This window comes from Streptomyces sp. NPDC040589, from assembly GCF_055594445.1.
This window is the reverse complement of the sequence record NZ_JBVIWP010000003.1, coordinates 877,353-903,969: the sequence shown is the minus strand read 5'-3', so window position 1 is coordinate 903,969 and position 26,617 is coordinate 877,353. Positions and strand designations below refer to the sequence as shown.

The window sequence follows — 26,617 nt, the reverse complement described above, 5'->3', positions numbered from 1 at the left end:
TGGGGGTGTTGCGGTGGTGCCGGGCACAGGGGGTCAGCCGATGCCCCGGGCACCGGACCAGATGCGGTACGGAACGCTGTCACCCGGGGAGCCCGCGATCCCGTCCAGCGGCAGTGGTTCGAGGCTCTTGGTGAGGTCGATGCGATAGGCCACGACGGCCGTCGACACGGAGTTGGCCGTGCCGACGTACCAGGCCGCGGTGTCGTCCTGTGAGGTGCCGGCCTTCCCGGCCACCGTGGCGGTGGCGCCCGCCCCGGGGTGGGCGGTGCGGAAGGCGTCCGTGAGGGCGGACTGGACGGCCTCGGCCACGCCGGCCCTCACCGCACGGCGGGAGGCGGGCTTCGCCAGCGTGACCTCGGAGCCGTTGCGGGTGATCCGGGCCACCGAGTACGGCTCGACATGCGTGCCGGCCGCGGCGAACGTGGCGTATCCGCTCGCCATACGGATCGCGCTGGGCGTGGCGCTGCCCAGGGACATCGCGGGCACCTGCGGGCCGAAGCTGGAGGAGAGCAGGCCCGCCGCCTGAGCGGTCTCCCGCACCTCGTCCAGGCCGGTGTCCATGCCGAGCTGCATGAACGGCGTGTTCACCGACAGGGCGAGCGCCCGGCTCAGACTGATCCGCCCGTAGGACTTCCCGCCGTGGTTGCGGGAGGTGACCTTCTTGCCGCCGCGGTCCCAGTAGGGGCCCTCGGGTGTCGTGACGGCGATGCCGTCGTCACCGTCGTACAGCGTCTGCGGGGTGACCTCGGCCGTGGCGCCGTCACGGGTCTTGCGCACTCCGTTCTCCAGGGCGGCGGCGTAGACGAACGGCAGGAAGGCCGAACCGGCGGGCACGGTGGTCGCATTCGACTCGTTGTAACCCTGCGTACGGTGGTCGGGGCCGCCGTGGACGGCGAGGATCCGCCCGTCGGTGGCCACCGACGCGGCGCCGAAGTGCAGGGCCTTGGCCTTGGCCGTGTCGTCCTTCCGTGCCTGCTTGCGGGCTTTGTTCACGGCGTCGGTGAGCGCGGTCTCCTGTTTGCGGTCGAAGGTCGTGTAGATCTGGTAGCCGCCGAGGTCGAACTCCTTGGCCGACAGGCGCGCGGCCTTCTTCGCGTACTGGGCGGCCAGCTCCACGAGGTAGTCGCTCTGCTTGCCGGTGTCGAACCCGGGCGCCCGCTTCAGCGGCTCGGGGAACTTCTTGTACTCGGCCCGCTCGGACTTCGACAGGGTGCCGACCTCGACCATGCGGTCGAGGGTCCAGGACCAGCGCTCCACCGCCCGCGCGTGGTTGGCCTCGCTCAGGACCGGGTCGTAGAGCCCCGCGCCCTTGAGGAGGGAGGCGAGGAAGGCGGCCTCGCCGGCGTCGAGTTCGCCGACGTCCTTGCCGTAGTAGGCCTGGGAGGCGCGCTGGATGCCGTAGGTGCCCCGCCCGAACCAGCTGGTGTTGAGGTAGCCCTCGAGGATGTCGTCCTTGCTCATCCCGTTGTCGAGCTTGAGGGCGAGCATGGCCTCGGTGAACTTGCGTCCGACCGAGCGGTCCTGGTTGAGGTAGACGTTCTTGACGTACTGCTGGGTGATGGTGGAGCCGCCCTGGGTGTCTCCCTGGCCGACGGTGCGCCACAGGGCGCGGGTGAGGCCGCTGAGGGAGATGCCGGGGTCGCTGTAGAAGCTCGCGTTCTCCGCCGCCAGCACCGCGTCGCGGACGTCCTCGGGGATGTCCTTCAACGGCATCGCCTGCCGCCGCACCCAGCCGGTGCGTGCCATGGGTGTCCCGTCGGACCAGTAGTAGACGTTGTCCTGCTGGGTGGCGTACGAGTTGAGGTTCTCCGGGATGTCGGTGGCTGCGTAGGCGACTCCCAGAAAGCCGACGGCCAGGCCGGTGAGGGTCAGCGCGGCGCCGAGCCACTGCCGCCAGGAGGGCACCCAGCGACGCCAGCCGGTGCGGTCGGTGCGCGGGAAGCGGGGCCGGACGCGGACGAGCGGGACCAGCAGGGGGCCCACGGCTGCGCGGAGACGGGACAGGGGGGTGCGCCGGGGGGCCCGGCGCCGGCGGCGCGGCCTGCCGGATCCGCTCTCGCCCGAGACCGCGCGCGATTGCCTGGTCTCGTCCACATGTTCCGGACACTCCGCACGTATGGAAGCGGGAGCCTTCAATTGCATGGTCTCTTCCGGTTCCCACCCAGCCCTGGTCACGGCTGCGTCTCCCTCCCCGCTTCATGTGGTACTCGCGTGGAAGGGCATGGCCGCCGCTATCAACGGCAGCGCGCCCCACATCCCCCCGGGCCTCACGGCTCGTCGCGACGATCGAAAGTTACCAGCGGCCTTTACAGCTTCTCCACACTGGTACGGCAGAAATGGCCCAAAGAAATCCTGAAGGGCGGTACTTCCGTTGCCGCCGACTAATCTGTCCCCATGCCTCGCTACGAGTACCGCTGCCGGACCTGCGGCGACACCTTCGAACTGAGCCGTCCCATGGCGGAGTCCTCCGCTCCCGCGGCGTGCCCGTCGGGTCACGACGACACGGTGAAGCTCCTCTCCACGGTCGCGGTGGCCGGCTCGGCCTCCGCACCGGCACCGGCACCCCGCGCGGGCGGTGGCGGCGGCGGTTGCTGCGGGGGCGGCTGCTGCGGCTGACGCCTTTCCTCAGGAGCCCTTCAGCTTCGTTTCTCTAGCGTGGTCGGCATGACAGTCATCGCGGCGGACGCCGGACCGCAGTGGGTCAACGACCTCATGGACGCGCTGGGCGCCCCGGGTGCCGGTCTCGCCATCGCCCTGGAGAACCTGTTCCCGCCGCTGCCCAGCGAGGTGATCCTGCCTCTCGCCGGGTTCGCCGCGAGCAGCGGGCGGATGAGCCTGCTCGCCGTCCTGCTGTGGACGACGGCCGGCTCGGTGACCGGCGCGCTCGCGCTGTACGGGATCGGTGCGCTGCTCGGCCGTGACCGGACGGTGGCGATGGCGGGCCGGCTGCCGCTGGTGAAGATCTCGGACATCGAGCGGACCGAGGCGTGGTTCCTGCGGCACGGCACGAAGGCCGTGTTCTTCGGCCGGATGATCCCGATCTTCCGCAGCCTGATCTCCGTACCGGCGGGTGTCGAGCGCATGCGGCTGCCGGTGTTCCTGGGCCTGACCACCCTGGGCAGCGCGATCTGGAACACGGTGTTCGTGCTCGCGGGTTACCTGCTGGGGGCGAACTGGCACCAGGTCACGGACGTCGTCTCCACTTACTCGAAGGTGGTCCTCGCCGTGGCGGCCGTGGCGGCGGCGGCGTTCATCGGCGTACGGCTCCTACGACGCCCCCAAGGGGCGCGGGGAACTGCGCGAACGGCCACGACAACGCCGCACCCGCACGACGACCAGCCCACCCGAGCTCTCAGGCGCCCCGCACTGCCCCCAGAAACTCCCGCAGGATCCGCTCCCCGGCGAGGACACCCCGGTCGGGAAGCACCCTGATCGAGGGAGCCGTGAAGCCGGTGTCGGCCAGTTCCCCGTGGCCGGGCCGCCAGCCCTGGTCCGCCGCGAGCAGCAGGTCGGTATCGAGCAGGGAGTCGCCCGCGGCGAGCGTGAGATCGGCGCCGGTCCGGCGGGCGACCTCGCGCATCGCGGCGCTCTTGGTGAGCGGCTTGGGGACCGCGTAGATCTTGCGGCCCTGGAGGGACACGGTCCAGCCGCGGTTCTCCGCCCAGACCGCGAGTTCCTTCACCCATTCCTCGTCGAGCAGTTCCCGCTCGACGACGAGGTAGGCGAACAGGTCGTCGGCGACGCGGTGCTTGCGCACCCAGGCCGGGTCGGCGGCCCTCAGCAGGTGTTCCTGCACCTCGGCGAGGGGCGCGCACTGGTCGGCCAGCCGCGCGGTGACCTGCGCGTGCCAGTCGGCGTCGGAGACGCCGTCCACCAGGAGGTGGCCGCCGTTCGCGCAGATCGCGTACGTGGGCTCCGGGCCCGGCAGGTTGATGCGCTGGTACTGCTTGCGCGTCCGGGTCGTCGTCGGCACGAACACGGCCGCGTCGCCCAGGTCGGTGAGGAGCTGGGCCGCCGTCTCCGTCATGTACGACAGCGGCTTGCTCTCGTGCACCTCCACGCACAGCAGCCGGGGCGCCCGGGCGTCCGGCATGGTCAGCGCCAGGGCGGCGGCGGAGTAGATCAGGGTGCGATCGAGGTCGCTCGCGACGAGTACGGGCATCAGACCGACACCGCCTTGCCGTCGGCGCCGGTCGCGCCCCGGGTGTACTTGGGGTGGATCAACCCGACGCAGGTGTAGGGCAGTTCGGCGACCTCCTCGACGGGCACGCCGCGTTGCTCGGCCAGCAGCCGTACATGGTCGAGGTCGCTGCCCGCTCCGGCACGGGCCAGGACCTTCCAGGGCACGCGGCGCAGCATTACCCGGGTGGTCTCGCCGACGCCGGGCTTGACGAGGTTCACGTCGTGGATGCCGTACTCCTCACAGATGCGCTCGACGGCGGCCCAGCCCTCCCAGGTGGGCGAACGGTCGGCGGCGAGCAGTTCCTTGGCCTGGGCGCAGGCCGCGTCCTCGACCTCGGGGAAGCGGGCGGACACGGCGTCCAGGAAGGTCACCGAGACGTCGGTGCCGGCGAGTTCGCGGTAGAACTTCGCGCCGTGGAAGTCGTGCGGACCGACCAGGTCCGCCCGCAGCACGGTCCGCGAGATCAGGCCGGACACCGTGGAGTTGAGGCACGCGGAGGGGATGAGGAAGTCCTCTCGGGTGCCGTAGGTCCGTACGCAGGAGCCCGGGTCGGCCAGGACCGCGATCTCGGGGCTGAAGCCGGTGATGCCGTCGGACTTCTCGAACTCCTCCAGGGCCTGGGCGAGTTCGCGGGTGATGGCGCCCTTGCCGGTCCAGCCGTCGACGAAGACGACGTCCCGGGGGTCGTGGTGCGCGGCGAGCCAGCGCAGCGCGTTGGCGTCGATACCCCGGCCGCGGACGATCGACACGGCGTAGTGCGGCAGGTCGATGCCGTGCCGGTGCTGGGCCCAGCGGCGCATGAGGATGCCGACGGGGGTTCCCGCGCGGGCCAGGGAGACCAGGACCGGGCGCGGACCGCTTTCGGCGAGGACCGTTTCCGTGACCACGCCGGTCGCCTGGGCGATACGGGCCGCCGAGTCGTCCAGCGCGGCGTGGAACAGCTCCTGGTACCGCTCGCTCGGCTGGTACTCCACGGGCAGCGACTCCGCGTAGTGCGCGCCGCCGCTCTGGATGGCCTCCTCGCGCTCCTCGGTCGGCGCCTCCAGTGTCACGTCCGAGAGGTCCTGGAGCAGCCAGCCGACCTCCTCGGGCGCGTACGAGGAGAAGTCGGGGCCGCGCAGGGGCTCGGGCAGCATGGAGGGCCTTTCGGGGGCGTACGACGGTATGACGGCGAGCAGGACCCGCGGCGTGTGCGCGGCGAGCCGGGCCAGCAGACCGTCGGGCGCGTGCAGCGCGGGGGTGTCCCCGGCCGAGTCGACCACCGCGACGACGGCGTCGAATCCGGCGCCGGCGACGTTGTAGGCGTACCGCTCGCCCGGGCCGTCCGCGGGGTCGTCGTGGGCGGGGAAGGCGAGGCGGGTGCGTATCGCGTAGCCCGGGTCGTCGACGGCCAGGACGGGTGAGCGGGTGGTGGTCGAGTAACGGACCTCGACGTCCGTCACACGTTCCAGCTCTCGGGCCAGCCTCAGCGGCGCGTACATCAGCTCCTCGAAGCCGAGGATGTGCACGCGGCGTGCGTCGACGGGCAGCGCGTCGGCGATGCGGGCCACCATGCCGGGCAGGGCGGCCTCCAGACGCTCCCGATGGGCTGGGGTGAACCCGTGCCGTCCGCCGTCCGGCAGGTCGGAGGGCCAGTGCAGGTCTACGCGGGTGATGTGGGGGCGGGTGCGGTTGTCATCCGAGTCCGGGCCGGTGGGGGCTGGTCGCGCGGTTCCCCGCGTCCCTAGGGGGGTGGACTCCTGGACGGCCTCGACGGCGACGCCGTTGTCCGGGGGCGCGGGGAACCGCGCGACCAGCCCCGACGGCGCCGCGGGCGACATACCGCCCGCCGCGGCACTCGCCTCGTACCGCGCCACCAGCTCCTGCCCCTTCTCCAACACCCCCTCGGGCAGCCGCACAGTCCCCGACGCCGCCGCGACAAGATCCACCCGCGCCCCGATCTCCCGCGCGAACCCCTCCAGCCGCCCCGCGTCCTCCGCCGACCGCATGTCCACGAGCGCCACCACGACATACCTCCGCCGCGGATACCGCTCATGAAGATCACGGACAGTGTTCAGCACCGTGTTCCCGGTAGAGAACTCGTCGTCGACCAGGACCAGCGGCCCGTCCCCGGTCAGCAGCGCGGGATCCTCCGGCAGCAGCAGATGCGAGGTCGCGTGGGAGTGGGCCTCCTCGAAGCCGCCGGCCGCCGCGAGACCGGCGACGGGGCGGCGCGTGGAGTGCAGGTAGGGCGCGAGGCCCAGCCCGTCGGCGACGGAGTGGCCGAGGCCGGTCGCGGTCTCCGCGTAGCCGAGGACGACCGCCCGGCCCGCCTCCTCCTCGCCCAGCAGCTCCCGCACCCGGCGGCCGAGCTCGACGCCGTGGCCGTAGACGACGGACGGCGACTGCGGCACATGCTTGCCCAGCACGTTCGACACCAGCAGGTGGGCCCGCTTGGGGTTGCGCCGCAGCGCCAGCCCCAGCAGGTCGGTCAGCCGGTCCTCGCCGACGAGCTCGACGCCGAGCCGCTCCGCGACCCAGCTGCCGGACCAGACTCCGCCGGCTTCGTCGCGCACCTCGCCGCGCACCCCCTCGTTCACTGCCTTCTCCACCAACCGTTCGAATTCTTCGGATGTCACGCGGTCAGCCGGGCAGGCCGGCGGCGAGCAGTTCCACGAAGCCGATGTCCTCGTTCGCCACGCCGAAAACCTCGGCACGCAGCAGGGTCCGCTCGGCCCAGGCCCGATGCGGCTTCACCTCGTTCATCTTGTTCGTGTACGCCGATCGAAGCACACCGCCGCCGCCGCGCTCGGGGCGCAGGATGTCCTGGGCGTCCGAGAACTCCTCGTGGCTGACGACCGACAGGGCGTGCACCGGAAGCACGTGGGAGGGATGGATGCAGGTCTTGCCCAGCAGGCCGTTGGCGTGGTCCAGGGAGATCTCCCTCAGCAGGCCGTCCATGGCGTGCTCAATCAGCTTCTCGCGCAGTTCCGCGGCCTGCACCTCAAGGAAGGGGCTCTGCCGCAGCAGCGGCTTGAACATGCGCTCCTGGACCCGGAAGTACTCCCACACCGGCCCGGTCACGGTGAAGCCGGTGCCGTCGGCGCGGCCCAGCATGTTCACCACGTCGGCGATGACGGAGGCGACGATCTGCACGTCGTACGCCGTCATGTCGGGGCCTCGGCGCAGCCCGTAGGAGGAGCAGAAGTCCGTCACGCCGAGGCGCAGGGCGAGCACGCGGTCGCGGTACTTGTCGACGGCCCGGGAGATGCCCTCCAGGGTCTCCACGCGGGACTCGCGGTAGAGCAGCTCCGGCGACTCCAGCACCGGCATGGCGAAAAGGCGACGGCCGCTTTCGGCCTCGGCGGTCGCCAGCGCCTCGAGGAAGGGGATGCCCCGCTCCTCGGTGAACTTCGGCAGTACGAATCCGGACAGCAGCCGGGCGGACGGGCCGAGCCGTCGTACGAGGTCGGGGATCTGCTCGGGGACGCGGATCCGGATGAACAGCAGGGGCAGGTCCGCGTCCGGGAGCTCGGCGAGAGCTCTGAACTGGCGGACGAGGTTCTCCTCGCCCGGGCCGACGTCCGCGTCGTCGATCGAGTCCTCGAGGCAGATCACCATCGAGACGACACCGCGCCCGGCCTGCTTGAGGACGTCGTCGGCGAGGCGCGGCCGGGTGGCCGGACTGTAGAGCGTGGCGCCCAGGGCCGCCGCGAGCAGCCGGGCCGGAGAGCCCGTCGTGAACACACACGGCTCGCGGTGGAAGAGACGCTTCCGCGTCTCAGGGGCGATGTGCCCGAAATGACGCATGGAACTCCCCCGTGGTGGTCGTGCGGCCTGCGAATCGTCGAAAGGTGGCCGGTAATAGTACGTAGAAGTCCATGTCAAAGGTTCCCATCAGGCATGAATTTCAGGTAACGCGGGCAAGCACAGCCAGGCCCGGCCATGACGACGGTAGTCCGCGACGGCCGTCGGCGCCGCTCGTGGCGCCCGGCCCCCGCGTTGTCGTGAGCAGGACCGAGAAGGCAGGATGACCGCATGACGCACGCGATGCTGAAGGGGTCGAACGTCCCGCTGGAAGCCACCACGGTGCGCGCCGTGCTGCGCTGGACAACCGGACAGGGGGTTCCGGACGTCGATGCCTCCGCGCTGCTCCTCGGCCCCGACGGTCGTGTGCGCTCCGACGAGGACTTCGTCTTCTACAACCAGCCCCGACACCCCTCGGGGAAGGTGTGGCGGCTCGGCAAGAAGCGGGTCGCCGAGGGCCTGACCGACACGATCCAGACAGAACTCACCGGTGTCGAGTCGGGAGTCAGCCGGATTCTGCTGGTCGCATCGGCGGACGGCGTCCCGTTCGACCGCGTACAGGCACTGCGCATCCTGCTGTACGACGCGGCGGGCACCGAGGCGGAAGCTCTGGCGTACTTCGACGTCAAGCCGGAGACGGGCGAGGAGACCGCCCTGATCTGCGGCGAGCTGTACCGGCGCGGCGAGGGCTGGAAGTTCCGGGCCCTGGGCGAGGGCTATTCGAACGGTCTGCAGGGGCTCGCGACCGACTACGGCATCTCGGTGGACGAGTCGGAGGCCGCGCAGGAGACGACGGGCCTGCCCACCACGGCGGCGACCACACAGCAGCCCGCCCCCGAGGTGTCGCGGCCGCTGCCTCCGGAGCAGCCGACCGTCGTCCCCGCGCAGCCCGCGTACGGCTATCCGCCCCAGCAGCCCGCGACGACCCAGCCGGCGTACGGCTACCCGCAGCCCGCGGGTCAGCCCGCGTACGGCTATCCCCAGGCACCGGCCGCGGCGGGCGTCACGGGGGCGCAGACCGGCTACGGCTACCCGCCGCCGGTCACCGCGGCTCCCGACCCGGACTTCCGCCTGCCCCCGCAAGGCCCGCAGTTCATCGGACGCTGAGGGGGGCCCGGGCCGAGGACCGGGCCCGCGCCCGCCAGGGCCCTCAGCGCTCGACCTTCGTCTTGTAGCCCCGGCCCCACTGCAGGCCCCACCCGTACAGCCGGTCCAGCTCGGCCTGGAAGCCGTAGACGAATTTCGCCTCGCGGCGCACGATGATCTCGTCGTTCTTGATCTTTTCGATCATGACGACGGCGCAGGAGCGCGCCTGCGGCTGGCGTTCGTCGAGGTGGATCTCGATGCGCGGGCCGCTGCTCGGGTAGAGGGTGACGCTGGCGTGGGTGCGGTCGAAGGCGGGTGTCTGGTCGTAGATGTAGACGAAGACCAGGAGCCGCTTGATGTTCTCGCGGTGGTCGAGGTTGATGTACATCGTCTCGCCGGACCCGGAGCCGAAGCGGTCGTCGCCGCTGAGTTTGACGTACGGCGGGGCGTTGACGTCGCCGAAGTAGCCGCCGAGGGGCTGGACGACGCCCTTGGTGCCGTCCTGGAGCTCGTAGAGGCAGCCCAGGTCGAGGTCGACGTTGACCATGCTCTGGCTGTGGCCGACGACCTCCGGTGGCTTGAGGGCCCGGAAGGGGTGCCGCAGCAGGCTCTCGCGCTGCGGGCCGCCGATGTCGGACGTGCGCATCCGCCAGCTCAGGTTGACGCGCAGATGGCCGTTGGCCGCGTCCTGCTTGGTGAGTGATATCTGTGCGCGCCGCTTGGTCAGTTCGATCGCGTTCGTTGCCGCGTGGCCCGAGTCGAACTGCACATCGCGCCCGCGCCGAAGTCCGTCGAACAGGCCCATTCCGCCCCCCACGTTCACTTGGAGACCGCAGGTCATCGCACGACCCACGGCCTTGACGGCCGACGGGGCGGCGCCGAGGACTCGCCTCGGCAGCCGCCCCGCACAGAGCGTTCCTCACCCCGAGGGGTGTCACACCCCGGACGAGACCTCAGTCTTCTCGTCCGAGCCGGCTTTTCCCTCGGCCGCCGCGATGGCGCGGTTGCGGCGCACGGAGGACCAGAAGGAGGCGCCGATCAGGACGACGCCGATGGAGCCGGTGATGAACTCGTTGATCTCGTACTGGATGGTGACGAGGAGGACCATGGCGAGCGCGCCGATGGCGTAGTGGGCGCCGTGCTCCAGGTAGACGTAGTCGTCGAGGGTGCCCTCGCGGACCAGGTAGACGGTCAGCGACCGGACGTACATGGCGCCGATGCCGAGGCCGAGGGCCATCAGGACGATGTCGTTGGTGATGGCGAAGGCGCCGATCACGCCGTCGAAGGAGAAGGACGCGTCCAGGACCTCGAGGTAGAGGAACATGAAGAACGCGGCCTTGCCGGCCAGTTTCACCGCCGACTTGGGCTTGCCCTCACGGGCGGCCTTCTCCTCGGCCTCGTGCTCGCGCTCCTCCTCCTCTTCGAGCTTGTCCTCGAAGTAGCCGGAGAGGCCGCCGACGATCATGTAGGTGATCAGACCCGCGACACCGGAGAGCAGGACGGTCTCCGCCTTGTCGGCGTGGGTGCCACCGTGCTGGTGGGCGTTGGCGCCGAAGGTGATCGAGGAGATCAGCAGGACGATCAGGGCGATGCAGACCGACAGCATGTCGACCTTGCCGAGCTTGGCCAGCGGACGCTCCAGCCAGCCGAGCCACTTGATGTCCCGGTCCTCGAAGATGAAGTCCAGGAAGATCATCAGCAGGAACATGCCACCGAAGGCGGCGATCGACGGGTGGGCGTCGGTGACGTACTGCTGGTACTGGTCCTTGTCGGTGAGCGCGAGGTCGACGGCCTCGATCGGTCCGAGCTGGGCGCTGAGCGCGACGATCACGACGGGGAAAACCAGTCGCATGCCGAAGACGGCGATCAGGATGCCGATCGTGAGGAAGATCTTCTGCCAGAAGGCATTCATCTTCTTCAGGATCCCGGCGTTGACCACCGCGTTGTCGAAGGACAGCGAGATCTCGAGGACGGACAGGATCGCTACGACGCCGAACGCGGCCCACCCTCCGTAGAGAACCGCCGCGACCAGGCCGAGCGCGGTGACCGCGAACGACCACCCGAAGGTTTTCAGAACCACTGGCTACCCAATCGTGTGTGTACGGGGCTCCCCCGCGCCGTACCCGGCTTTACGAACTTTTGAAGCCGAAGTCTAGTCCGGCCCCCTCCATACCCCACCGGGCCCCTGATTTTGCTCATATCGCGTTATGAGATGTTGACTCCGAAGTCCAGCGCGATCCCCCGCAGCCCCGACGCGTACCCCTGCCCCACCGCCCTGAACTTCCATTCGCCCTGGTAGCGATAGACCTCGCCGAAGATCATCGCGGTCTCCGTGGAGGCGTCCTCGCTCAGGTCGTAGCGGGCGAGTTCCTGGCCGTCCGCCTGGTTCACGACACGGATGAAGGCGTTGCTGACCTGGCCGAAGGCCTGGCCGCGCTCGTCGGCCATGTGGATGGAGACGGGGAACACGATCTTGTCGCACCGCGGCGGCACCTTGGAGAGGTCGATCAGGAGCGACTCGTCGTCGCCGTCGCCCTCACCGGTGAGGTTGTCACCGGTGTGCTCCACCGAGCCGTCCGGGCTCTTGAGCTGGTTGTAGAACACGAACCACTCGTCCCCGAGCACCCGCCCGTCGCTGCACACCAGGGCGCTGGCGTCGAGGTCGAAGGGGGCTCCGGTGGTGGAGCGCGCGTCCCAGCCGAGCCCGATCATCACCTGGGTGAGGTTCGGTGCGGCTTTGGACAGGGAGACATTGCCTCCCTTGGCGAGCGTGACGCCCATGGTTCCCTCCCCTGTTGTTTCTCAGGTGGTCCTGCACGTCCGGCGCCGCACGTAAACCGTGCGGCGCCGGATGGTGAGACCTTGAGCTCGTCGGCTCAGACGTTCACGCCGAAGTCCTGCGCGATGCCGCGCAGGCCCGAGGCGTAGCCCTGGCCGATGGCGCGGAACTTCCACTCCGCACCGTGCCGGTAGAGCTCACCGAAGACCATGGCGGTCTCGGTGGAGGCGTCCTCGCTCAGGTCGTACCGGGCGATCTCGGTGCCGCCGGCCTGGTTCACGACGCGGATGAACGCGTTGCGGACCTGGCCGAAGGACTGCTGGCGGGTCTCGGCGTCGTAGATCGAGACCGGGAAGACGATCTTCTCGACGTCGGCCGGGACGGTGGCGAGGTCGACCTTGATCTGCTCGTCGTCGCCCTCGCCCTCACCGGTGAGGTTGTCGCCGGTGTGCTCGACCGAGCCGTCCGGGGTCTTGAGGTTGTTGAAGAAGATGAAGTGCTGGTCGTTGCCGACCTTGCCGGAGTTGTTCAGCAGCAGCGCACTGGCGTCCAGGTCGAAGTCGGTGCCGGTCGTGGTGCGGATGTCCCACCCCAGACCGATGATGACCGCGGTCAGGCCCGGCGCCTCCTTGCTAAGCGATACGTTGCCGCCCTTGCTGAGGCTGACTCCCACGAGTCCTCCATTGGTGTTCTGGGGCGGGATGCCCCGTTGTGCTCGGATGTCGGATCAACGAGTCGATCCTAGTGACGGGTTCCCGCCCCACCCAGGCCCTGAAGCAGGGAATTCAGCGGGTGTCGGGCGTATGCCGCCCGACCGGCGTCACAGGGAGTCGAGCGCCTTCACGTAGTCGTTCAGGTCGCGCGCGTCCGGCAGGCCGTTGACGACGGTCCACCGCACGACGCCCTCCTTGTCGATGACGAAGGTGCCGCGTACGGCGCAGCCCTTGTCCTCGTCGAAGACGCCGTAGGCCCGCGAGACGTTGCCGTGCGGCCAGAAGTCCGACAGCAGCGGGTACTCCAGGCCCTCCTGCTCGGCGAAGACCCGCAGGGTGTGGATGGAGTCGTTGGAGACGGCGAGCAGCTGGGTGTCGCGGTCGGAGAACTGCGGCAGGTTGTCGCGCAGCTCGCACAGCTCGCCGGTGCACACGCCGGTGAAGGCGAAGGGGTAGAAGAGCAGCACGACGTTCTTCTCGCCGCGGAAGTCGGACAGCTTCACGCTCGCGCCGTGGTTGTCCTTGAGCTCGAAGTCGGGGGCCTTCTCGCCGGCCTGGATCGCCATCGTGGTGGGTGTCCCTTCGTGCGGCTTCTCGGGTGGAACCACCCTACGCAGGCACCGGGACAGGCCGATGGGCGGGCCGACAGCGTCGACCCGCCCCGTCCGAACGACTAACGCTTGGACTTGGCGGCCTTCGGCGTGGCCAGCCGGCTGCCGCTCCAGTCCTTTCCGACGCTGACGCTCTTGGACGCCGTCAGACCCGCCGTGGTGGCGGCCTCCGAGATGTCGCTCGGCTCCACATAGCCCGAACGGCCGGTCTTCGGCGTGAGGAGCAGGATCGCGCCGCCCTCTTCGATGTACGTGGTGGCATCGACCAGCGAGTCCGTCAGGTCGCCGTCGTCGTCACGGAACCACAGCACAACGGCGTCGGCCACGTCGTCGTAGTCCTCGTCCACCAGGTCGCTCTCCACAATGCCTTCGATGGCCTCGCGGAGTTCCTGGTCCACGTCGTCGTCGTAGCCGATCTCCTGGACCACCTGCCCGGGCTGGAACCCCAGCCTGGCGGCAGGGTTCGTCCGCTCCTCCGCGTGGTCCGCGGTCGCGCTCACGGGTTGCCTCCTGATCATGTTTTGGGAATGTCTCAGCCACGCGCGTGCGCGAAGCATTGGCCGTAGTCCACACGGGCGGGGCGGATCGCGCAAGTACCCGGCCGTTCAGACCGCCGAAACGGTGACGATCCTGGCCGTGTCACCGCAACTCCAGGCACACCATCATGGTCCGAGGTGACGCACACCACACCTTTCTGCCCTGTTTGGGCGTTTGGGAATCGTCTGTGGGTACGAGACTCGAATGTATTCGCCCCATACGTCACAGAGTCGACGCAGAGCCGAGCTCACGCCCGGGTTACCGATCGGTAGAGATGACGTTTACGGCCCCGAGGTAGACCATGGGTGGCGGCGCAGCCCAGCGACATCGCCCAGCGACCCCAGCGAAGCAGCGGCCCCGGCACGGCCCTCCGACAGGTAAGGAACAGCGTGGCTTCCGCATCCGATCGCAACCCGATCATCATTGGCGGCCTTCCGAGTCAGGTTCCTGACTTCGACCCCGAAGAGACGCAGGAGTGGCTCGACTCCCTCGACGCCGCTGTCGACGAGCGCGGCCGGGAACGCGCCCGCTATCTGATGCTGCGGCTGATCGAGCGGGCCCGCGAGAAGCGCGTGGCCGTGCCGGAGATGCGCAGCACGGACTACGTGAACACCATCCCGACCAAGAGTGAGCCGTTCTTCCCGGGCAACGAGGAGATCGAGCGGAAGATCCTCAACGCGACCCGCTGGAACGCGGCCGTCATGGTGTCCAGGGCCCAGCGCCCTGGTATCGGCGTCGGCGGCCACATCGCCACGTTCGCGTCCTCCGCCTCCCTCTACGACGTCGGCTTCAACCACTTCTTCCGCGGCAAGGACGAGGGCGACGGCGGCGACCAGGTCTTCTTCCAGGGCCACGCCTCGCCGGGCATCTACGCCCGCGCCTTCATGCTGGACCGGCTCAGCGAGGAGCACCTGGACGGCTTCCGCCAGGAGAAGTCCAAGGCGCCCTACGGCCTGTCGTCGTACCCGCACCCGCGCCTGATGCCGGACTTCTGGGAGTTCCCGACGGTGTCGATGGGCCTCGGCCCGATCGGCGCGATCTACCAGGCGCGGATGAACCGCTACATGCACGCGCGCGGGATCGCCGACACCTCGAAGTCGCAGGTGTGGGCGTTCCTCGGCGACGGCGAGATGGACGAGCCGGAGTCGCTGGGCCAGCTGTCCATCGCCGCCCGCGAGGGCCTGGACAACCTCACGTTCGTCGTCAACTGCAACCTGCAGCGCCTCGACGGCCCGGTGCGCGGCAACGGCAAGATCATCCAGGAACTGGAGTCGATCTTCCGCGGCGCCGGCTGGAACGTGATCAAGCTGGTGTGGGACCGCAGCTGGGACCCGCTGCTCGCCCAGGACCGCGACGGCGTGCTGGTCAACCGGATGAACACCACGCCCGACGGACAGTTCCAGACGTACGCCACGGAGACCGGCGCGTACATCCGCGACCACTTCTTCGGCGACGACCACCGGCTGCGGGCGATGGTCGAGGGCATGACCGACGACCAGGTCCTGCACCTGGGGCGCGGCGGTCACGACCACAAGAAGATCTTCGCGGCGTACAAGGCGGCGGCGGAGCACAAGGGCCAGCCGACGGTGATCCTCGCCAAGACGATCAAGGGCTGGACGCTGGGCCCGAACTTCGAGGGCCGCAACGCCACGCACCAGATGAAGAAGCTCACGGTCGACGACCTCAAGCGCTTCCGCGACCGCCTCCACCTGCCGATCTCGGACAAGGAGCTGGAGTCCGGCGCCCCGCCGTACTACCACCCGGGCCGGGACTCGGAGGAGATCCAGTACATGCACGACCGCCGCAAGGGACTCGGCGGTTACGTCCCGACGCGTGTCGTGCGGTCCAAGCCTCTGCCTCTCCCCGAGGACAAGACGTACGCGACCGTGAAGAAGGGCTCGGGCCAGCAGTCCATCGCGACGACGATGGCCTTTGTCCGGCTCCTCAAGGACCTCATGCGGGACAAGGAGATCGGCAAGCGGTTCGTGCTGATCGCGCCGGACGAGTACCGCACGTTCGGCATGGACTCGTTCTTCCCGAGTGCGAAGATCTACAACCCGCTCGGCCAGCAGTACGAGTCGGTCGACCGTGACCTGCTGCTCGCCTACAAGGAGTCGCCGAACGGCCAGATGCTGCACGACGGCATCTCGGAGGCGGGCTGCACGGCCTCGCTGATCGCGGCCGGTTCGGCCTACGCCACCCACGGCGAGCCGCTGATCCCGGTCTACGTCTTCTACTCGATGTTCGGTTTCCAGCGCACCGGCGACCAGTTCTGGCAGATGGCCGACCAGCTGGCGCGCGGTTTCGTCCTGGGCGCGACCGCGGGCCGTACGACCCTGACCGGTGAGGGCCTCCAGCACGCCGACGGCCACTCCCAGCTGCTGGCCTCCACGAACCCCGGCTGTGTGGCGTACGACCCGGCGTTCGGCTTCGAGATCGCCCACATCGTGCAGGACGGCCTGCGCCGGATGTACGGCGGCTCCGAGGAGCACCCGCACGGCGAGGACGTCTTCTACTACCTGACCGTCTACAACGAGCCGATCCAGCACCCGGCCGAGCCGGCGAACGTGGACGTCGAGGGCATCCTCAAGGGCGTCCACCGCTTCAGCGAGGGCACGGAGGGCTCGATCCCGGCGCAGATCATGGCGTCCGGTGTCGCGGTGCCGTGGGCGGTCGAGGCGCAGAAGATCCTGGCCGCGGACTGGAACGTCAAGGCCGACGTCTGGTCGGCGACCTCCTGGAACGAGCTGCGGCGCGAGGCCGTGGACTGCGAGCGGCACAACCTGCTGCACCCCGAGGAGGAGCAGCGGGTGCCGTACGTGACGCGGAAGCTGGCCGACGCGCAGGGGCCGGTCGTGGCCGTGTCCGACTGGATGCGGTCGGTTCCGGACCAGATCGCGCGCTGGGTGCCGCAGACGTACCAGTCGCTCGGCGCGGACGGCTTCGGCTTCGCCGACACGCGGGGCGCGGCCCGCCGGTTCTTCCACATCGACGCGCAGTCGATCGTGGTGGCGGTGCTGACCGAGCTGGCCCGCGCGGGCAAGGTCGACCGGTCGGTGCTCAAGCAGGCCATCGACCGGTACCAGCTGCTCGACGTGGCGGCGGCCGACCCGGGGGCCGCGGGCGGCGACGCGTAGCACCCGGAAACCTGTCGCACCCTGTCAAGGGGTGGTGCGCATCACGGGTACACCGTGGGCACACCACCCCTTCACGTTTCCTACGATGCGGCCATGCAGCATCAGTCGGCCCAACTCCGTTGGGAACAGCACACCCAGCGGCCCCTCTTCGGCCTGGCCCTGGCCTTCGCCGTCGCCTACGCCGTGCCGATCGTCCGGCCGGACGCGAGCCGGGACGTGGTGGAGGTGTGCACCACGGTGGAGTGGGTGGTGTGGGGCGCCTTCGCGCTCGACTACGTGATCCGGCTGGCGCTCGCGGAGCAACGGCTGAGGTTCGTACGGACGCACTGGCTCGATCTGTGCGCGGTGCTGCTGCCGGTGCTCCAGCCGATGCGGCTGCTGCGGCTGGTGTCGACACTGCTGCTGGTCGGGCAGCGGGCGCGGATGGCCTCGCAGATAAGGCTCACCACGTATGTCGCCGGCGCGGTGGTCGGGCTGCTGATGTTCGGGTCGCTGGCGGTGCTGTCCGTGGAGCGGGACTCGCCGGACGGGAACATCAGGACGCTGGGTGACGCGGTGTGGTGGTCCTTCACGACGATGACAACCGTCGGATACGGGGATCACGCGCCGACCACGGGCATGGGGCGGATGCTGGCGGTGGGGCTGATGCTCTCCGGGATCGCGCTGCTGGGTGTGGTGACGGCGAACATCGCGGCGTGGTTCATAGCGCGGTTCGAGAAGGACGACGTGGAGGAGCGCCGGCAGACGGAGGCGATACGGGAACTCACCGAGGAGGTGCGGGCGCTAAGGGGGGAGTTGGCGGCGCTCAAGGGGACGCCGGTGGAGTGAGACCCGAAAGGGCCGCCGGCTCGGCGCCGGAGGCCCTTTTCGCTTTCCCGTCGCTTCCCCGGGTCAGAACAGCAAGCCGTTGCCCGGAGTCGCCGTTCCGGCCAGCCAGATGATGGCCAGGAGGGTGTCGATGGCACCCAGGACCAGGGCGACCACGGCCGTGGCCGGGCGGGAGCCCGACCAGGCGCGGCCCATGGCGAGCCAGCCGCAGACGATCGCCGCGGGGCCGAGGATGATCCCCAGCACGAAGAAACCGGCGACCGCGCAGATGACTCCGATGATGCCGAGCGTCGCGCGATCCGGCCCGGTCCGTGACCACGTCCGACCACGTGAGCGGGGGTGCCTGCGCGTACCGTGTCCGAAGCTCGCCATCATCAACTCCCGAAAACCTTGGGTGGGTTGGGGTTGGTCCGAGTACGGCGTGGCGAGTACCCACGGTACGGATTTCAATCGCGCTGCCGCGCGCTGCCCCCCTCCGGCAGCGCGCCGCAGCGACCGTCCCCCGTGCCCTGCGGAGGACTTGACCCACTGTGACCTGCGGCGCGTACCGGAGGGGAGAGATCAAGGGGTTTCTCCACCCTGATGGGCGAAATTGGAGAAGAACCCCCCGAGAGGCCGTCAGATGTGCGCGGCGCCCGCGCCGGCCTCCGCGTTCTCACCGCGCTTGGTGAGGAACGCCACCAGCACCGCGACCACGGCGACCCCGGCGGCCACGAGGGACGCCGCGCTCATGCCGGAGATGAACGTGTCGTGCGCGACGCCCGTGATCTTCGCGGCGATCGCGTCCGGCGTACCCGGCGCCAGCGGCGGGACACCGACCTGGACCGCCTCGGACGCCTGGTGCTCCTGCTCCGGCGTCAGCGGCGGAAGGCCCGCCTTCGTCCAGTTGTCCGGGAGGTCGCTGTTGACCTTGGAGGCCATCACCGCACCCAGCACGGCCGTACCGAGGCTGCCACCGATCTGCATGGCGGCCTGCTGAAGACCGCCCGCCACGCCCGAGAGCTCCATCGGGGCGTTGCCGACGATGACCTCCGTGGCGCCGACCATGACCGGCGCGAGGCCGAAGCCCAGCAGGGCGAACCAGAGCGACATGATGCCGCTGCCGGTGTCCGTCTCCAGGGTCGACATCCCGTACATGGCGATCGCGGTGAACGCCATACCGCCGGCGAGCGGGACACGGGGACCGAACTTGGTGATCATCGCGCCGGCGAGCGGCGAGCCGACGATCATCATGCCGGTGAGCGGCAGCAGATGCAGGCCCGCGTCGATCGGGCTCATGCCGTGCACGTTCTGGAGGTAGAACGTCACGAAGAACAGGCCGCCCATGAAGGCGATGGCCATCAGGACCATCAGCACGACACCCGCGGACAGCGCCACGGAACGGAACAGCGCGAGCGGGATCAGCGGCTCCTTCACCTTCGTCTCCCAGAAGGCGAAGAGCACGAAGCACAGCACGGAGGCACCGAGGAACGACAGCGTCTTGACGTCGCCCCAGCCCCACTCGGACGGCGGGGCCTTGATGAGCGCCCACACCAGGCAGAACACGGCCGTCGACAGCAGGGCGATGCCCAGGATGTCGAAGGAGCGCGGGGCGTTCTCGGCGCGGTGGTCGAGCAGGATCACCACGCCGAGGACGACGGCGAGGACACCGACCGGCACGTTGATGAAGAACACCGACTGCCAGTTGACGTGCTCGACGAGCACACCGCCGAGGATCGGGCCGCCCGCGGTGGACGCGCCGATGACCATGCCCCAGATGCCGATCGCCATGTTCAGCTTCTCGGCCGGGAAGGAGGCCCGCAGCAGGCCGAGCGCGGCCGGCATCAGCAGCGCGCCGAACAGGCCCTGAAGGACGCGGAAGACGACGACGAACGCGATGCTGTCGGACAGGCCGATGGCGCCCGAGGCGGCGGCGAAGCCGACGACGCCGATGAGGAAGGTCTGCCGGTGGCCGAAGCGGTCACCGAGCTTGCCCGCGGTGATCAGGGAGACCGCGAGGGCGAGGAAGTATCCGTTGGTGATCCACTGGACCTCGGCGAAGGTGGCGCCGAGGTCCTTCTGTATGGCCGGGTTGGCTATGGCCACGATGGTGCCGTCGAGGGCCACCATCATGACCCCCACAGCGACGGTGATGAGGGTGAGCCAGGGGTGTCCCCGCAGCCCCTTGCCCGGCGTCGCGTCCGACGGCGCCGCCGGCGCCTTGCCCCCCGACCCCGTCGTGTCGATGGTGGTCTGACTAGTCATGCGTCGAGGCTAATGACAGCCGCTGACAATTGACAAACCAATTCACAAGTCGGTAACTGACAGGACACCCTCATATAGCCTGAACTGCGGAAACAGTTCGGAGGAGAGTCGGAGGAGAGAGAGCCGCTTGAACCTGCGTGAACGCAAGAAGCAGCGCACCCGGGACGCGCTGCTGCGCGCCGCCCTCGAACTGTTCGCCACGCGCGGGTACGACGAGACCACCGTCGACGACATCGCCGCCGCCGTCGACGTCTCGCAGCGCACCTTCTTCCGCTACTTCGCCGGCAAGGAGGAGACGGCGTTCTTCGTGCCGCGGCTCGCGGAGGGTCTCGTCGTCCAGGCCCTGCAGGTGCGCCCGCCGGACGAGGCCCCGCTGGAGGCGCTGCGCCGGGCCGTGCTGGAGAGCTGGGACACGATCAGCGAGGCCGTCGAGGAGATCGTGCCGATCGACCTCCATCTGCGCGTCTACCGGGTGATCGAGTCGACGCCCGCGCTGTTCGCCGCCCATCTGCGACGGTCGGCGGAACTGGAGGAGCAGCTCGCGCGCATCATCGCCGAACGCGAGGGGCTGGACGTGGACGCGGATCCGCGGCCGAGGATCGTCGTGGCCCTCTTCGGCGGCGTGATTCGTGTCACCGAGCGACTGTGGTCCGCGGGGGACGAACTCAGCCTCGCGGGAATGCGCCAACTGACCACGACATACCTGGATCAGGTGGGTCCGGCGCTGGCCGGGAACTGGCGTACAGGACAGTCCCCTTAGCGCATTCACCGAAACGTGATCCCGGTCACTTGGTTAACGCGAGACCCTCTCGTTCTCCTAGTGTGTCCTTTCAGTGACTTCCTTCGACACCTCCCCGCAATTGAACGTCTGGCGCGCACTGCTCGCTCTGGCCGTCGTGTTCGTGATGCTGGCGACCACCGGCTGGACGGCCCTGCGCAACCAGCGGGGCGACACGCCGCTCCAGGCCTCGCTCTCCGCTTGGGAGCACGGCCGGATCGGCGGTCACGGACTGCCGGACCCCGAGGCCCAGCCGAAGAAGCTGGCCCGCTTCTTCGCCTCCCTCACCGCGCAGGACCGCGCGCGCCTGGTCCGCAAGTATCCGCTCGCGGTCGGCAACATGAACGGCGCCCCGGTCGAGCTGCGCTATCGCGCCAACCGCGTCGCGCTCGACCAGGCACGCGAGGTCGAGCGGGAACGCATGCACGACAGCCGCCTCACCGCGGTCGGGAAGCAAGAGGCCGGCCGAAGGATGCACCGCTTCGAGGACCTCATGGAGCCGGGCCGCCACATCCTCGCCTTCGACCCGGAGGGCTCGGGCCGGGTGGCGGAGGTCTTCGGCGATCTGCGCAGGGCGGACCGGGTCTCGGTCGTCGTGCCCGGCGTGGACACCGACCTGCTCACCTTCCAGCGCACCCGGCGCAAGTACTCGGCGCCCGTCGGCATGGCCGAGTCCCTGCACACGGCCGAACGGAAGGCGAGCCCCTCGACCCGTACGGCCGTGATCGCCTGGGCCGACTACACGGCCCCCAGCGGACTCGGCATCGACTCGGCCACGGCGATGCGCGCCGCGGAGGGTTCCGTACGACTGAACGCGCTGGTGCGGGCGCTGCCCGGCGACAAGCCGGTCTCGCTGTTCTGCCACAGCTACGGCTCCGTGGTGTGCGGGGTCGCGGCGCGATCGCTGCCGGCCCGGGTGTCCGACATCGCGGTGGCCGGCAGCCCCGGCATGCGCGTCGAGAAGGCCGCCCAACTGCACACCACCGCCCGGGTGTGGGCCATGCGGGACGCCGACGACTGGATCCAGGACGTGCCGCACCTGGAGGTCGGCGGGCTCGGCCACGGGGCCGACCCGGTGTCCGCGGGGTTCGGTGCGCGGGTGCTGTCGGCGCAGGGCGCGAAGGGTCACGCCGGCTACTTCGAGCCGGGCACGGCAAGTCTGATGAATTTCGCAGAGATCGGCGTTGGCGCATACCGCTCGGTGCACTGCGCGCACGAAGACGGCGTCTGCCGGACCGGTTTGTCCGGCACGGCGGCCGCCTGACGCGCGTAGAGACGAAGAAATTGCGGTCTGCTCGGGAGGGGGACGGAGGAGCGTGTGCCGCATACGATGAGCCGCATGGGTGACGTACTGGCCGGATTTCATGCCGCCTGGGAGTTCGAGTCCGACTCCGTGCTCATCCGCTACGAACGGGGGATTCGAACACCCAAGCTCTTTCAGGCGCTCGGGGAACGCCGTGTCCCCCTGGACGCGATCGCCGGGGTGACGCTGACGCGCGGGAAACGCGGCACGGTCGTGCTGCGCGTCGAACCGCGGCCCGGTGCGGACCCTCTGATGGAGGCGGCCGCCGGGCAGCTGAAGGAGAGCGGCGATCCCTACCGGCTGGTGATGCCCGCCGACCGCGAGGTTCTCGCGGAGTACTACGCCGACGAACTGCGGGCGCTGCTGACGGAGTCCGGGCCCGCTGAGCGGTTCCTCGTGGAGCCGCCGAAGGGGCCGCTGTCGTTCAAGGCGTACGACGGCAAGGCCTCGTTCGACGGGCGGACCGTCAACTTCCGTTGGTTCTGGACGGGGGCGTCGTCGGCGAAGTGGAAGGCCGGGGACCAGAACTTCCCCGTCGGGGAGCTGAACGGGGTCGAGTGGCGCTCGCCCGAGGTGTTCGAAGGACATCTGCGGTTGCTGCACCGGGACACGGGCGGGTCGGCCGCGCAGGCCGACCAGGATCCGGCCGCGGTGGTGTTCGGGCTGGGGTACGGGCCGGTGCACGAGTCACTGCCGTTCGCTGCGGCGGTGCTGGCCGCGGTGCGGACGTCCAGTCCGGTGGCGGCGGCCGTGTCGGCGGCTGGGCCGCGTCGGGATCCTGCGGATATCGCCGAGCGGATTCGGCACCTCGGGGAGTTGCATCAGGCCGGGCTGGTGACAGATGAGGAGTTTTCGGTCAAAAAGGCGGAGTTGCTGGCGGAGCTTTAGCGTCTGCCAGGTTCGGTGCGTTGGTGGGCGCGGGTTGTGCGTGGTTGTTCGCGCAGTTCCCCGCGCCCCTGAGAGCAGGTCCCTCTACTCGCGGCCTGCTGACGTGAACGCCATGTCCGCGTAGCGGTTGCCTGCCACCTTGGCCGCGATCGGGTCCAGGAGGGCCAGCTCGTCGTCGGTGAGGACGATCCTGGTCGCCGCCGTGTTCTCCTCCACCCTGGACGGCTTGCGGGTGCCCGGGATCGGGATGACCGGCAGGCGGTGGAGGGACGACTGCTGGTGGGCCCAGGCCAGGGCGATCTGGCCGACGGACGCGCCGTGGGCCTCGGCGACCGTGCGGATGGGCTCCAGCAGGGCCCCGTTGGCGGCGGCGTTGTCCCCGGTGAAGCGGGGCTGCTGGCGTCGGAAGTCGCCCGACGACAGGTCCTCGGCGCTGGCGAAGGAGCCCGTGAGGAAGCCTCGGCCCAGCGGCGAGTACGCGACGAGGGTCACACCGAGGTCGCGGGCCGCCGGGACGACGTTCGTCTCGATGTCGCGGCTGAAGAGCGACCACTCCGACTGCACGGCGGCGATGGGGTGGACGGCGTGGGCGGCGTGGAGTTCGCCGGCCGTGACCTCGCTCAGGCCGAGGTGCTTGACCTTGCCCTCGCGGACCAGTTCGGCCATGGTGCCGACGCTCTCCTCGATCGGCACGTTCACATCGCGCCGGTGCATGTAGTAGAGGTCGATGACATCGACGTCCAGGCGCTTCAGACTCGCCTCGACGGCCTCACGGATGTAGGGCGGGTCGTTGCGGATGACGCGGCGCGTCGGGTCGTCCGGGGGGATCGACAGGGCGAACTTGGTCGCGATGACGAGCTCGTCGCGGTGGGCCTTGAAGAACGGCGACAGGAACCGCTCGTTCTCGCCGGCCCCGTAGGCGTCGGCCGTGTCGTAGAGGGTGACGCCGAGTTCGAGTGCCCGTTCCAGGGTCGCCCGGGAGGCGTCCGTGTCCGAGGGGCCGTAGCCGAAGTTCATGCCCATGCAGCCGAGGCCCTGGACGCCCACCTCGGGGCCGTCGTCGCCCAGCTTCGCCGTCGTGATCCTGCCGTCCGTCATCGGGACCTCTCCGACGCCAGGGCACGCCCGGCGTCCGCGTAGAAACTGATCTTCCGGTCGAGCACGGCGAGCGTGTCGCGGAGTTCGTCGATCCTGGCCAGGACGTCCTCGCGGGTCGTCTTGAGCAGTTCGAAGCGCTCGCCGTAGGTGTGGTCGCCCTCGCGCACCAGTTCCGCGTACCTGACCATGTCGGCGACCGGCATGCCCGTCAGGCGGAGCTTGCCGACGAGGTCGAGCCAGTCGAGGTCGCGGTTGGTGTAGCGGCGCTGGCCGGTGTGGGACCGGTCGATGTGCGGCATCAGGCCGATGCGCTCATACCAGCGCAGGGTGTGCGCGGTCAGGCCGGTGAAGGCGACGACCTCGCTGATCGTGTACCTGTCCTCACCGTCCGGGCGCCGGTCGTACTGCGGAGGGCCGGCGCAGGTGTCGGTCCTGGTCCCCGTGGTTTCCATCACCGTCATGGCCCCCACGCTAGAACCTTGGAGTGCACTCCAAGCAAGCGCGGACGGTAAGAAATGGGCAGGACGTTTCTTGATCCGTCTGGTTAGCGTACGGAGTCATGAGTTCTGTACGTCGTGCCCTGCCCGAGGACGCCGAGGAAGTCCTGCGGCTGCGCCAAATCATGATCGACTCGATGTTCGCGAGCGACCCGTCCACCCGCTGGCACGGGGAGTCCCTCCCCACACTCAAGGCCGAACTGGGCAAGCCGGAGTCGGACTTCGTGGCGTTCGTCGTGGACCACCCTGAGCGGCCCGGGGCGCTGGCCTCGCTGGTGGCCGGGACGATCGACTACCGCATCGGGAAGTCGGGCGACCCGCAGGGCAAGGTGGGCTTCGTCTTCAGCGTCGCCACCGACCCGGACACCCGGCGCCGCGGGTACGCACGCGCGTGCATGCGGACCCTGCTGGAGTGGTTCCGCACACGCGGCGCCCGGCGCGTACAACTCACCGCCTCACCGGAGGCCGAGCCGCTGTACGTCTCCCTGGGCTTCAGGCCCAAGCCCGACCCCTTGCTGGAGCTGACGTTGTGAGCGCTTAGGCTCGAACGCATGTCGCTCAAGAGCCTCGCGTTGATCGAGAACTGGCCGGTTCCCACTGCCGCGGCGGGTGTCGTCCGGGCGGACGGCAGCGTCCTCGGCACTCACGGGCCGGCCGGGCAGCGGTTCCCGCTCGCGTCGGTGACCAAGCCGCTCGCGGCGTACGCGGTGCTCGTCGCGTACGAGGAGGGGGCGGTCGAGCTCGACGAGCCGGCCGGTCCGGCCGGGTCGACGGTGCGGCATCTGCTCGCTCACACCTCGGGCCTCGCCTTCGACGAGCACAAGGTCATGGCGCCGCCCGGGGAGCGGCGGCTGTACTCGAACGCCGGTTTCGAGCAGTTGGGCGACCACCTCGCGAAGGCGACCGACATCCCCTTCGGGGAGTACCTGCGGCAGGCCGTGCTGGAGCCGCTGGGGATGACCTCGACGGCCCTGGAGGGCTCCCCGGCCAAGGACGGGGTGTCCACGGTCGAGGACCTGCTGCGGTTCGCGGCCGAGGTGCAGGCACCGCGCCTGCTGGATCCCCGTACGGTCGCCGAGGCGATGACCGTGCACTACCCGGGCACGAAGGGCGTCCTGCCGGGGTACGGCCACCAGAACCCCAACGACTGGGGGCTCGGCTTCGAGATCCGCGACTCCAAGTCGGCGCACTGGACGGGGTCCTCGTCCTCACCGCGCACGTTCGGGCATTTCGGGCAGTCCGGTACGTTCCTGTGGATCGACCCCGACGCGCGTGCCGCGTGCGTCGCGCTGACGGACCGTGCGTTCGGGCCGTGGGCGGTGGAGGCGTGGCCGGCGTTCACGGACGCCGTGCTCGCGGAGCTCTAGGCCATCTCCCAGATCAGCAGCTCCGCCTCGGTCACGCCTTCCGCCTCAAGGCCCTTGGCGTCCGTGACGCGGGCCGCGTCGCCCACGCCCAGTTCCTCGCCGTCGAGGCGTACGTCACCCCGTACGACATGCACGTACGCGTGCGCCCCGTCCGGCACCGCCGTCCGCTCCCCCGCCCCGAGGCGCCGCACGTGCAGCATCGCGCCGGCCTCCGGGACGGCGTAGGGCGTCGAGTCGGCGATGCCGTGGACGACCTCGTAGTACGGGTCGCCGCCGGGCCGGAGCGGGGCCAGCCACATCTGCACGAAGGTCAGCGGGCCGGGGCCGTCGTTGCGCTCCACGTGACGTACCCCACCCGCCGAGCTGAGCCGCTGCACGTCCCCGTGGCGCACCACCGACTCGTGCCCGGTGGAGTCCCGGTGCGTCAGCTCGCCCTCCACGACCCAGGTGACGATCTCGGTGTGGCTGTGCGGATGCTCGTCGAAGCCGGCCCCCGGGGCCAACCGCTCCTCGTTGCAGGCGATCACCGCGCCGAAGCGGAGGTTGTCCGGGTCGTAGTGGGGCCCGAAGGAGAAGGCGTGCCAGGTCTCGATCCCCGCGGCGGGTTCCCCACCGGGGTAGCGCTCGTGAGCGCGCCGTACGTCCATCACGCTGTCCACCGTAGGCCCTGCCCGGCGGGTCAGGTCACAGTGAAGACGCAGCGGCCGATCGACGCAGGTGAGCGGGGTCCGGCGCGTCCAGCTGCAAGGCGGAGGAGGGAGTCGACGCGATGGGGCACCGCC

At 69.7% G+C, this 26,617-nt stretch carries 25 protein-coding genes; 10 read left to right on the top strand and 15 right to left on the bottom strand.

Annotated elements, in window-relative coordinates; genetic code table 11:
- Window positions 1-33: 33 nt before the first annotated feature.
- Window positions 34-2,142, bottom strand: a complete 2,109-nt coding sequence (locus ACZ58V_RS16550) for a transglycosylase domain-containing protein (RefSeq protein ID WP_471290551.1) — start codon at window positions 2,140-2,142, stop codon at window positions 34-36.
- Window positions 2,143-2,394: 252 nt separating this feature from the next.
- Between ACZ58V_RS16550 and ACZ58V_RS16545 the strand changes: the two genes are divergently transcribed.
- Entirely contained in the window at window positions 2,395-2,616 is a 222-nt protein-coding gene (locus ACZ58V_RS16545; RefSeq protein ID WP_471290549.1) for an FmdB family zinc ribbon protein, read from the top strand.
- A 48-nt stretch (window positions 2,617-2,664) separates the two neighbouring features.
- A complete protein-coding gene (locus tag ACZ58V_RS16540; protein ID WP_471290547.1) occupies window positions 2,665-3,432 on the top strand; it encodes a DedA family protein in 768 nt (255 codons plus the stop codon).
- On the opposite strand, the gene ACZ58V_RS16535 is transcribed toward ACZ58V_RS16540, so the two are convergent.
- From ACZ58V_RS16535 to ACZ58V_RS16525, 3 genes are read right to left on the bottom strand one after another with little or no spacing between them, the layout of a single operon-like run.
- Window positions 3,353-4,162 (bottom strand): HAD family hydrolase, encoded by an 810-nt coding sequence (locus ACZ58V_RS16535; protein ID WP_468191145.1) that lies wholly within the window; start codon window positions 4,160-4,162, stop codon window positions 3,353-3,355. The genes ACZ58V_RS16540 and ACZ58V_RS16535 overlap by 80 nt on opposite strands.
- Window positions 4,162-6,774: a phosphoribosyltransferase gene (locus ACZ58V_RS16530; RefSeq protein WP_471290699.1), complete on the bottom strand. Its 2,613-nt coding sequence runs from the start codon at window positions 6,772-6,774 to the stop codon at window positions 4,162-4,164. Before ACZ58V_RS16530 ends, ACZ58V_RS16535 begins: the two co-directional genes overlap by 1 nt.
- Window positions 6,775-6,805: 31 nt before the next feature.
- A complete protein-coding gene (locus ACZ58V_RS16525; protein WP_471290545.1) occupies window positions 6,806-7,972 on the bottom strand; it encodes an HpcH/HpaI aldolase/citrate lyase family protein in 1,167 nt (388 codons plus the stop codon).
- Window positions 7,973-8,200: 228 nt separating this feature from the next.
- Between ACZ58V_RS16525 and ACZ58V_RS16520 the strand changes: the two genes are divergently transcribed.
- Window positions 8,201-9,076 (top strand): TerD family protein, encoded by an 876-nt coding sequence (locus tag ACZ58V_RS16520; RefSeq protein ID WP_468191151.1) that lies wholly within the window; start codon window positions 8,201-8,203, stop codon window positions 9,074-9,076.
- A gap of 43 nt (window positions 9,077-9,119) precedes the next feature.
- Here the strand turns inward: ACZ58V_RS16520 and ACZ58V_RS16515 are convergent, their stop codons facing one another.
- The 6 genes from ACZ58V_RS16515 to ACZ58V_RS16490 all read right to left on the bottom strand — a co-directional run bounded on the left by ACZ58V_RS16515 (window position 9,120) and on the right by ACZ58V_RS16490 (window position 13,658).
- Window positions 9,120-9,860, bottom strand: a complete 741-nt coding sequence (locus ACZ58V_RS16515; RefSeq protein WP_399019672.1) for a Tellurium resistance — start codon at window positions 9,858-9,860, stop codon at window positions 9,120-9,122.
- A 129-nt stretch (window positions 9,861-9,989) separates the two neighbouring features.
- Complete coding sequence (locus ACZ58V_RS16510; protein WP_468191155.1) at window positions 9,990-11,135, bottom strand: DUF475 domain-containing protein; 1,146 nt, start codon at window positions 11,133-11,135, stop codon at window positions 9,990-9,992.
- Window positions 11,136-11,260: 125 nt separating this feature from the next.
- Window positions 11,261-11,836, bottom strand: a complete 576-nt coding sequence (locus tag ACZ58V_RS16505; RefSeq protein WP_468191158.1) for a TerD family protein — start codon at window positions 11,834-11,836, stop codon at window positions 11,261-11,263.
- A gap of 95 nt (window positions 11,837-11,931) precedes the next feature.
- Window positions 11,932-12,507 carry a TerD family protein gene (locus tag ACZ58V_RS16500; RefSeq protein WP_184592174.1) on the bottom strand — a complete coding sequence of 192 codons (576 nt, stop codon included), beginning with the start codon at window positions 12,505-12,507 and terminating at the stop codon, window positions 11,932-11,934.
- Between the two features lie 147 nt (window positions 12,508-12,654).
- On the bottom strand, window positions 12,655-13,113 hold the full coding sequence (locus ACZ58V_RS16495) for a peroxiredoxin (protein WP_399019679.1): 459 nt from the start codon (window positions 13,111-13,113) through the stop codon (window positions 12,655-12,657).
- A 107-nt stretch (window positions 13,114-13,220) separates the two neighbouring features.
- The gene (locus ACZ58V_RS16490; RefSeq protein ID WP_039932421.1) at window positions 13,221-13,658 is read right to left on the bottom strand and encodes a DUF3052 domain-containing protein; all 438 of its coding nucleotides are present in this window, start codon (window positions 13,656-13,658) and stop codon (window positions 13,221-13,223) included.
- A 426-nt stretch (window positions 13,659-14,084) separates the two neighbouring features.
- Here ACZ58V_RS16490 and aceE point away from each other — a divergent pair, with 426 nt between their 5' ends.
- Both aceE and ACZ58V_RS16480 read left to right on the top strand, forming a co-directional pair.
- The gene (gene aceE, locus ACZ58V_RS16485) at window positions 14,085-16,832 is read left to right on the top strand and encodes a pyruvate dehydrogenase (acetyl-transferring), homodimeric type (protein WP_468191165.1); all 2,748 of its coding nucleotides are present in this window, start codon (window positions 14,085-14,087) and stop codon (window positions 16,830-16,832) included.
- Between the two features lie 93 nt (window positions 16,833-16,925).
- A complete protein-coding gene (locus tag ACZ58V_RS16480; RefSeq protein WP_471290540.1) occupies window positions 16,926-17,660 on the top strand; it encodes a potassium channel family protein in 735 nt (244 codons plus the stop codon).
- 63 nt (window positions 17,661-17,723) lie between these two features.
- Here ACZ58V_RS16480 and ACZ58V_RS16475 read toward each other — a convergent pair whose 3' ends face one another.
- Window positions 17,724-18,035, bottom strand: a complete 312-nt coding sequence (locus ACZ58V_RS16475) for a small hydrophobic protein (protein WP_468191170.1) — start codon at window positions 18,033-18,035, stop codon at window positions 17,724-17,726.
- 243 nt (window positions 18,036-18,278) lie between these two features.
- Window positions 18,279-19,904: an MFS transporter gene (locus tag ACZ58V_RS16470; RefSeq protein ID WP_468191172.1), complete on the bottom strand. Its 1,626-nt coding sequence runs from the start codon at window positions 19,902-19,904 to the stop codon at window positions 18,279-18,281.
- 127 nt (window positions 19,905-20,031) lie between these two features.
- Between ACZ58V_RS16470 and ACZ58V_RS16465 the strand changes: the two genes are divergently transcribed.
- From ACZ58V_RS16465 to ACZ58V_RS16455, 3 genes are all read left to right on the top strand, one after another.
- On the top strand, window positions 20,032-20,664 hold the full coding sequence (locus tag ACZ58V_RS16465) for a TetR family transcriptional regulator (protein ID WP_468191175.1): 633 nt from the start codon (window positions 20,032-20,034) through the stop codon (window positions 20,662-20,664).
- A 73-nt stretch (window positions 20,665-20,737) separates the two neighbouring features.
- Complete coding sequence (locus ACZ58V_RS16460) at window positions 20,738-21,946, top strand: alpha/beta hydrolase (protein ID WP_468191177.1); 1,209 nt, start codon at window positions 20,738-20,740, stop codon at window positions 21,944-21,946.
- Window positions 21,947-22,012: 66 nt separating this feature from the next.
- Window positions 22,013-22,873: a DUF4429 domain-containing protein gene (locus ACZ58V_RS16455; RefSeq protein ID WP_468191756.1), complete on the top strand. Its 861-nt coding sequence runs from the start codon at window positions 22,013-22,015 to the stop codon at window positions 22,871-22,873.
- An 84-nt stretch (window positions 22,874-22,957) separates the two neighbouring features.
- On the opposite strand, the gene ACZ58V_RS16450 is transcribed toward ACZ58V_RS16455, so the two are convergent.
- Together ACZ58V_RS16450 and ACZ58V_RS16445 are read right to left on the bottom strand one after the other, a co-directional pair.
- Entirely contained in the window at window positions 22,958-23,971 is a 1,014-nt protein-coding gene (locus ACZ58V_RS16450) for an aldo/keto reductase (RefSeq protein ID WP_468191180.1), read from the bottom strand.
- Window positions 23,968-24,432, bottom strand: coding sequence for a MerR family transcriptional regulator (locus ACZ58V_RS16445; protein WP_184592190.1), 465 nt, complete (start codon window positions 24,430-24,432; stop codon window positions 23,968-23,970). Before ACZ58V_RS16445 ends, ACZ58V_RS16450 begins: the two co-directional genes overlap by 4 nt.
- Before the next feature lie 98 nt (window positions 24,433-24,530).
- On the opposite strand from ACZ58V_RS16445, the gene ACZ58V_RS16440 reads away from it, so the two are divergent.
- Both ACZ58V_RS16440 and ACZ58V_RS16435 read left to right on the top strand, forming a co-directional pair.
- Entirely contained in the window at window positions 24,531-25,001 is a 471-nt protein-coding gene (locus ACZ58V_RS16440; protein ID WP_471290535.1) for a GNAT family N-acetyltransferase, read from the top strand.
- 18 nt (window positions 25,002-25,019) lie between these two features.
- Window positions 25,020-25,835 (top strand): serine hydrolase domain-containing protein, encoded by an 816-nt coding sequence (locus ACZ58V_RS16435; protein WP_471290533.1) that lies wholly within the window; start codon window positions 25,020-25,022, stop codon window positions 25,833-25,835.
- Here the strand turns inward: ACZ58V_RS16435 and ACZ58V_RS16430 are convergent.
- A complete protein-coding gene (locus tag ACZ58V_RS16430) occupies window positions 25,832-26,482 on the bottom strand; it encodes a pirin family protein (RefSeq protein ID WP_468191758.1) in 651 nt (216 codons plus the stop codon). The two genes, ACZ58V_RS16435 and ACZ58V_RS16430, sit on opposite strands and share 4 nt — an antisense overlap.
- Window positions 26,483-26,617: the final 135 nt, after the last annotated feature.

Bases quoted from the DNA above. Each gene is read 5' to 3' on its own strand.
- ACZ58V_RS16520 (WP_468191151.1), top strand. From the start codon at position 8,201: ATGACGCACGCGATGCTGAAGGGGTCGAACGTCCCGCTGGAAGCCACC.
- ACZ58V_RS16440 (WP_471290535.1), top strand. From the start codon at position 24,531: ATGAGTTCTGTACGTCGTGCCCTGCCCGAGGACGCCGAGGAAGTCCTG.
- ACZ58V_RS16535 (WP_468191145.1), bottom strand. From the start codon at position 4,162: ATGCCCGTACTCGTCGCGAGCGACCTCGATCGCACCCTGATCTACTCC.
- ACZ58V_RS16435 (WP_471290533.1), top strand. From the start codon at position 25,020: ATGTCGCTCAAGAGCCTCGCGTTGATCGAGAACTGGCCGGTTCCCACT.
- ACZ58V_RS16515 (WP_399019672.1), bottom strand. From the start codon at position 9,860: ATGGGCCTGTTCGACGGACTTCGGCGCGGGCGCGATGTGCAGTTCGAC.
- ACZ58V_RS16540 (WP_471290547.1), top strand. From the start codon at position 2,665: ATGACAGTCATCGCGGCGGACGCCGGACCGCAGTGGGTCAACGACCTC.
- ACZ58V_RS16445 (WP_184592190.1), bottom strand. From the start codon at position 24,432: ATGACGGTGATGGAAACCACGGGGACCAGGACCGACACCTGCGCCGGC.
- ACZ58V_RS16525 (WP_471290545.1), bottom strand. From the start codon at position 7,972: ATGCGTCATTTCGGGCACATCGCCCCTGAGACGCGGAAGCGTCTCTTC.
- ACZ58V_RS16505 (WP_468191158.1), bottom strand. From the start codon at position 11,836: ATGGGCGTCACGCTCGCCAAGGGAGGCAATGTCTCCCTGTCCAAAGCC.
- ACZ58V_RS16430 (WP_468191758.1), bottom strand. From the start codon at position 26,482: ATGGACGTACGGCGCGCTCACGAGCGCTACCCCGGTGGGGAACCCGCC.
- ACZ58V_RS16450 (WP_468191180.1), bottom strand. From the start codon at position 23,971: ATGACGGACGGCAGGATCACGACGGCGAAGCTGGGCGACGACGGCCCC.
- ACZ58V_RS16545 (WP_471290549.1), top strand. From the start codon at position 2,395: ATGCCTCGCTACGAGTACCGCTGCCGGACCTGCGGCGACACCTTCGAA.
- ACZ58V_RS16455 (WP_468191756.1), top strand. From the start codon at position 22,013: ATGAGCCGCATGGGTGACGTACTGGCCGGATTTCATGCCGCCTGGGAG.
- ACZ58V_RS16495 (WP_399019679.1), bottom strand. From the start codon at position 13,113: ATGGCGATCCAGGCCGGCGAGAAGGCCCCCGACTTCGAGCTCAAGGAC.
- ACZ58V_RS16480 (WP_471290540.1), top strand. From the start codon at position 16,926: ATGCAGCATCAGTCGGCCCAACTCCGTTGGGAACAGCACACCCAGCGG.
- ACZ58V_RS16470 (WP_468191172.1), bottom strand. From the start codon at position 19,904: ATGACTAGTCAGACCACCATCGACACGACGGGGTCGGGGGGCAAGGCG.
- ACZ58V_RS16475 (WP_468191170.1), bottom strand. From the start codon at position 18,035: ATGATGGCGAGCTTCGGACACGGTACGCGCAGGCACCCCCGCTCACGT.
- ACZ58V_RS16550 (WP_471290551.1), bottom strand. From the start codon at position 2,142: ATGCAATTGAAGGCTCCCGCTTCCATACGTGCGGAGTGTCCGGAACAT.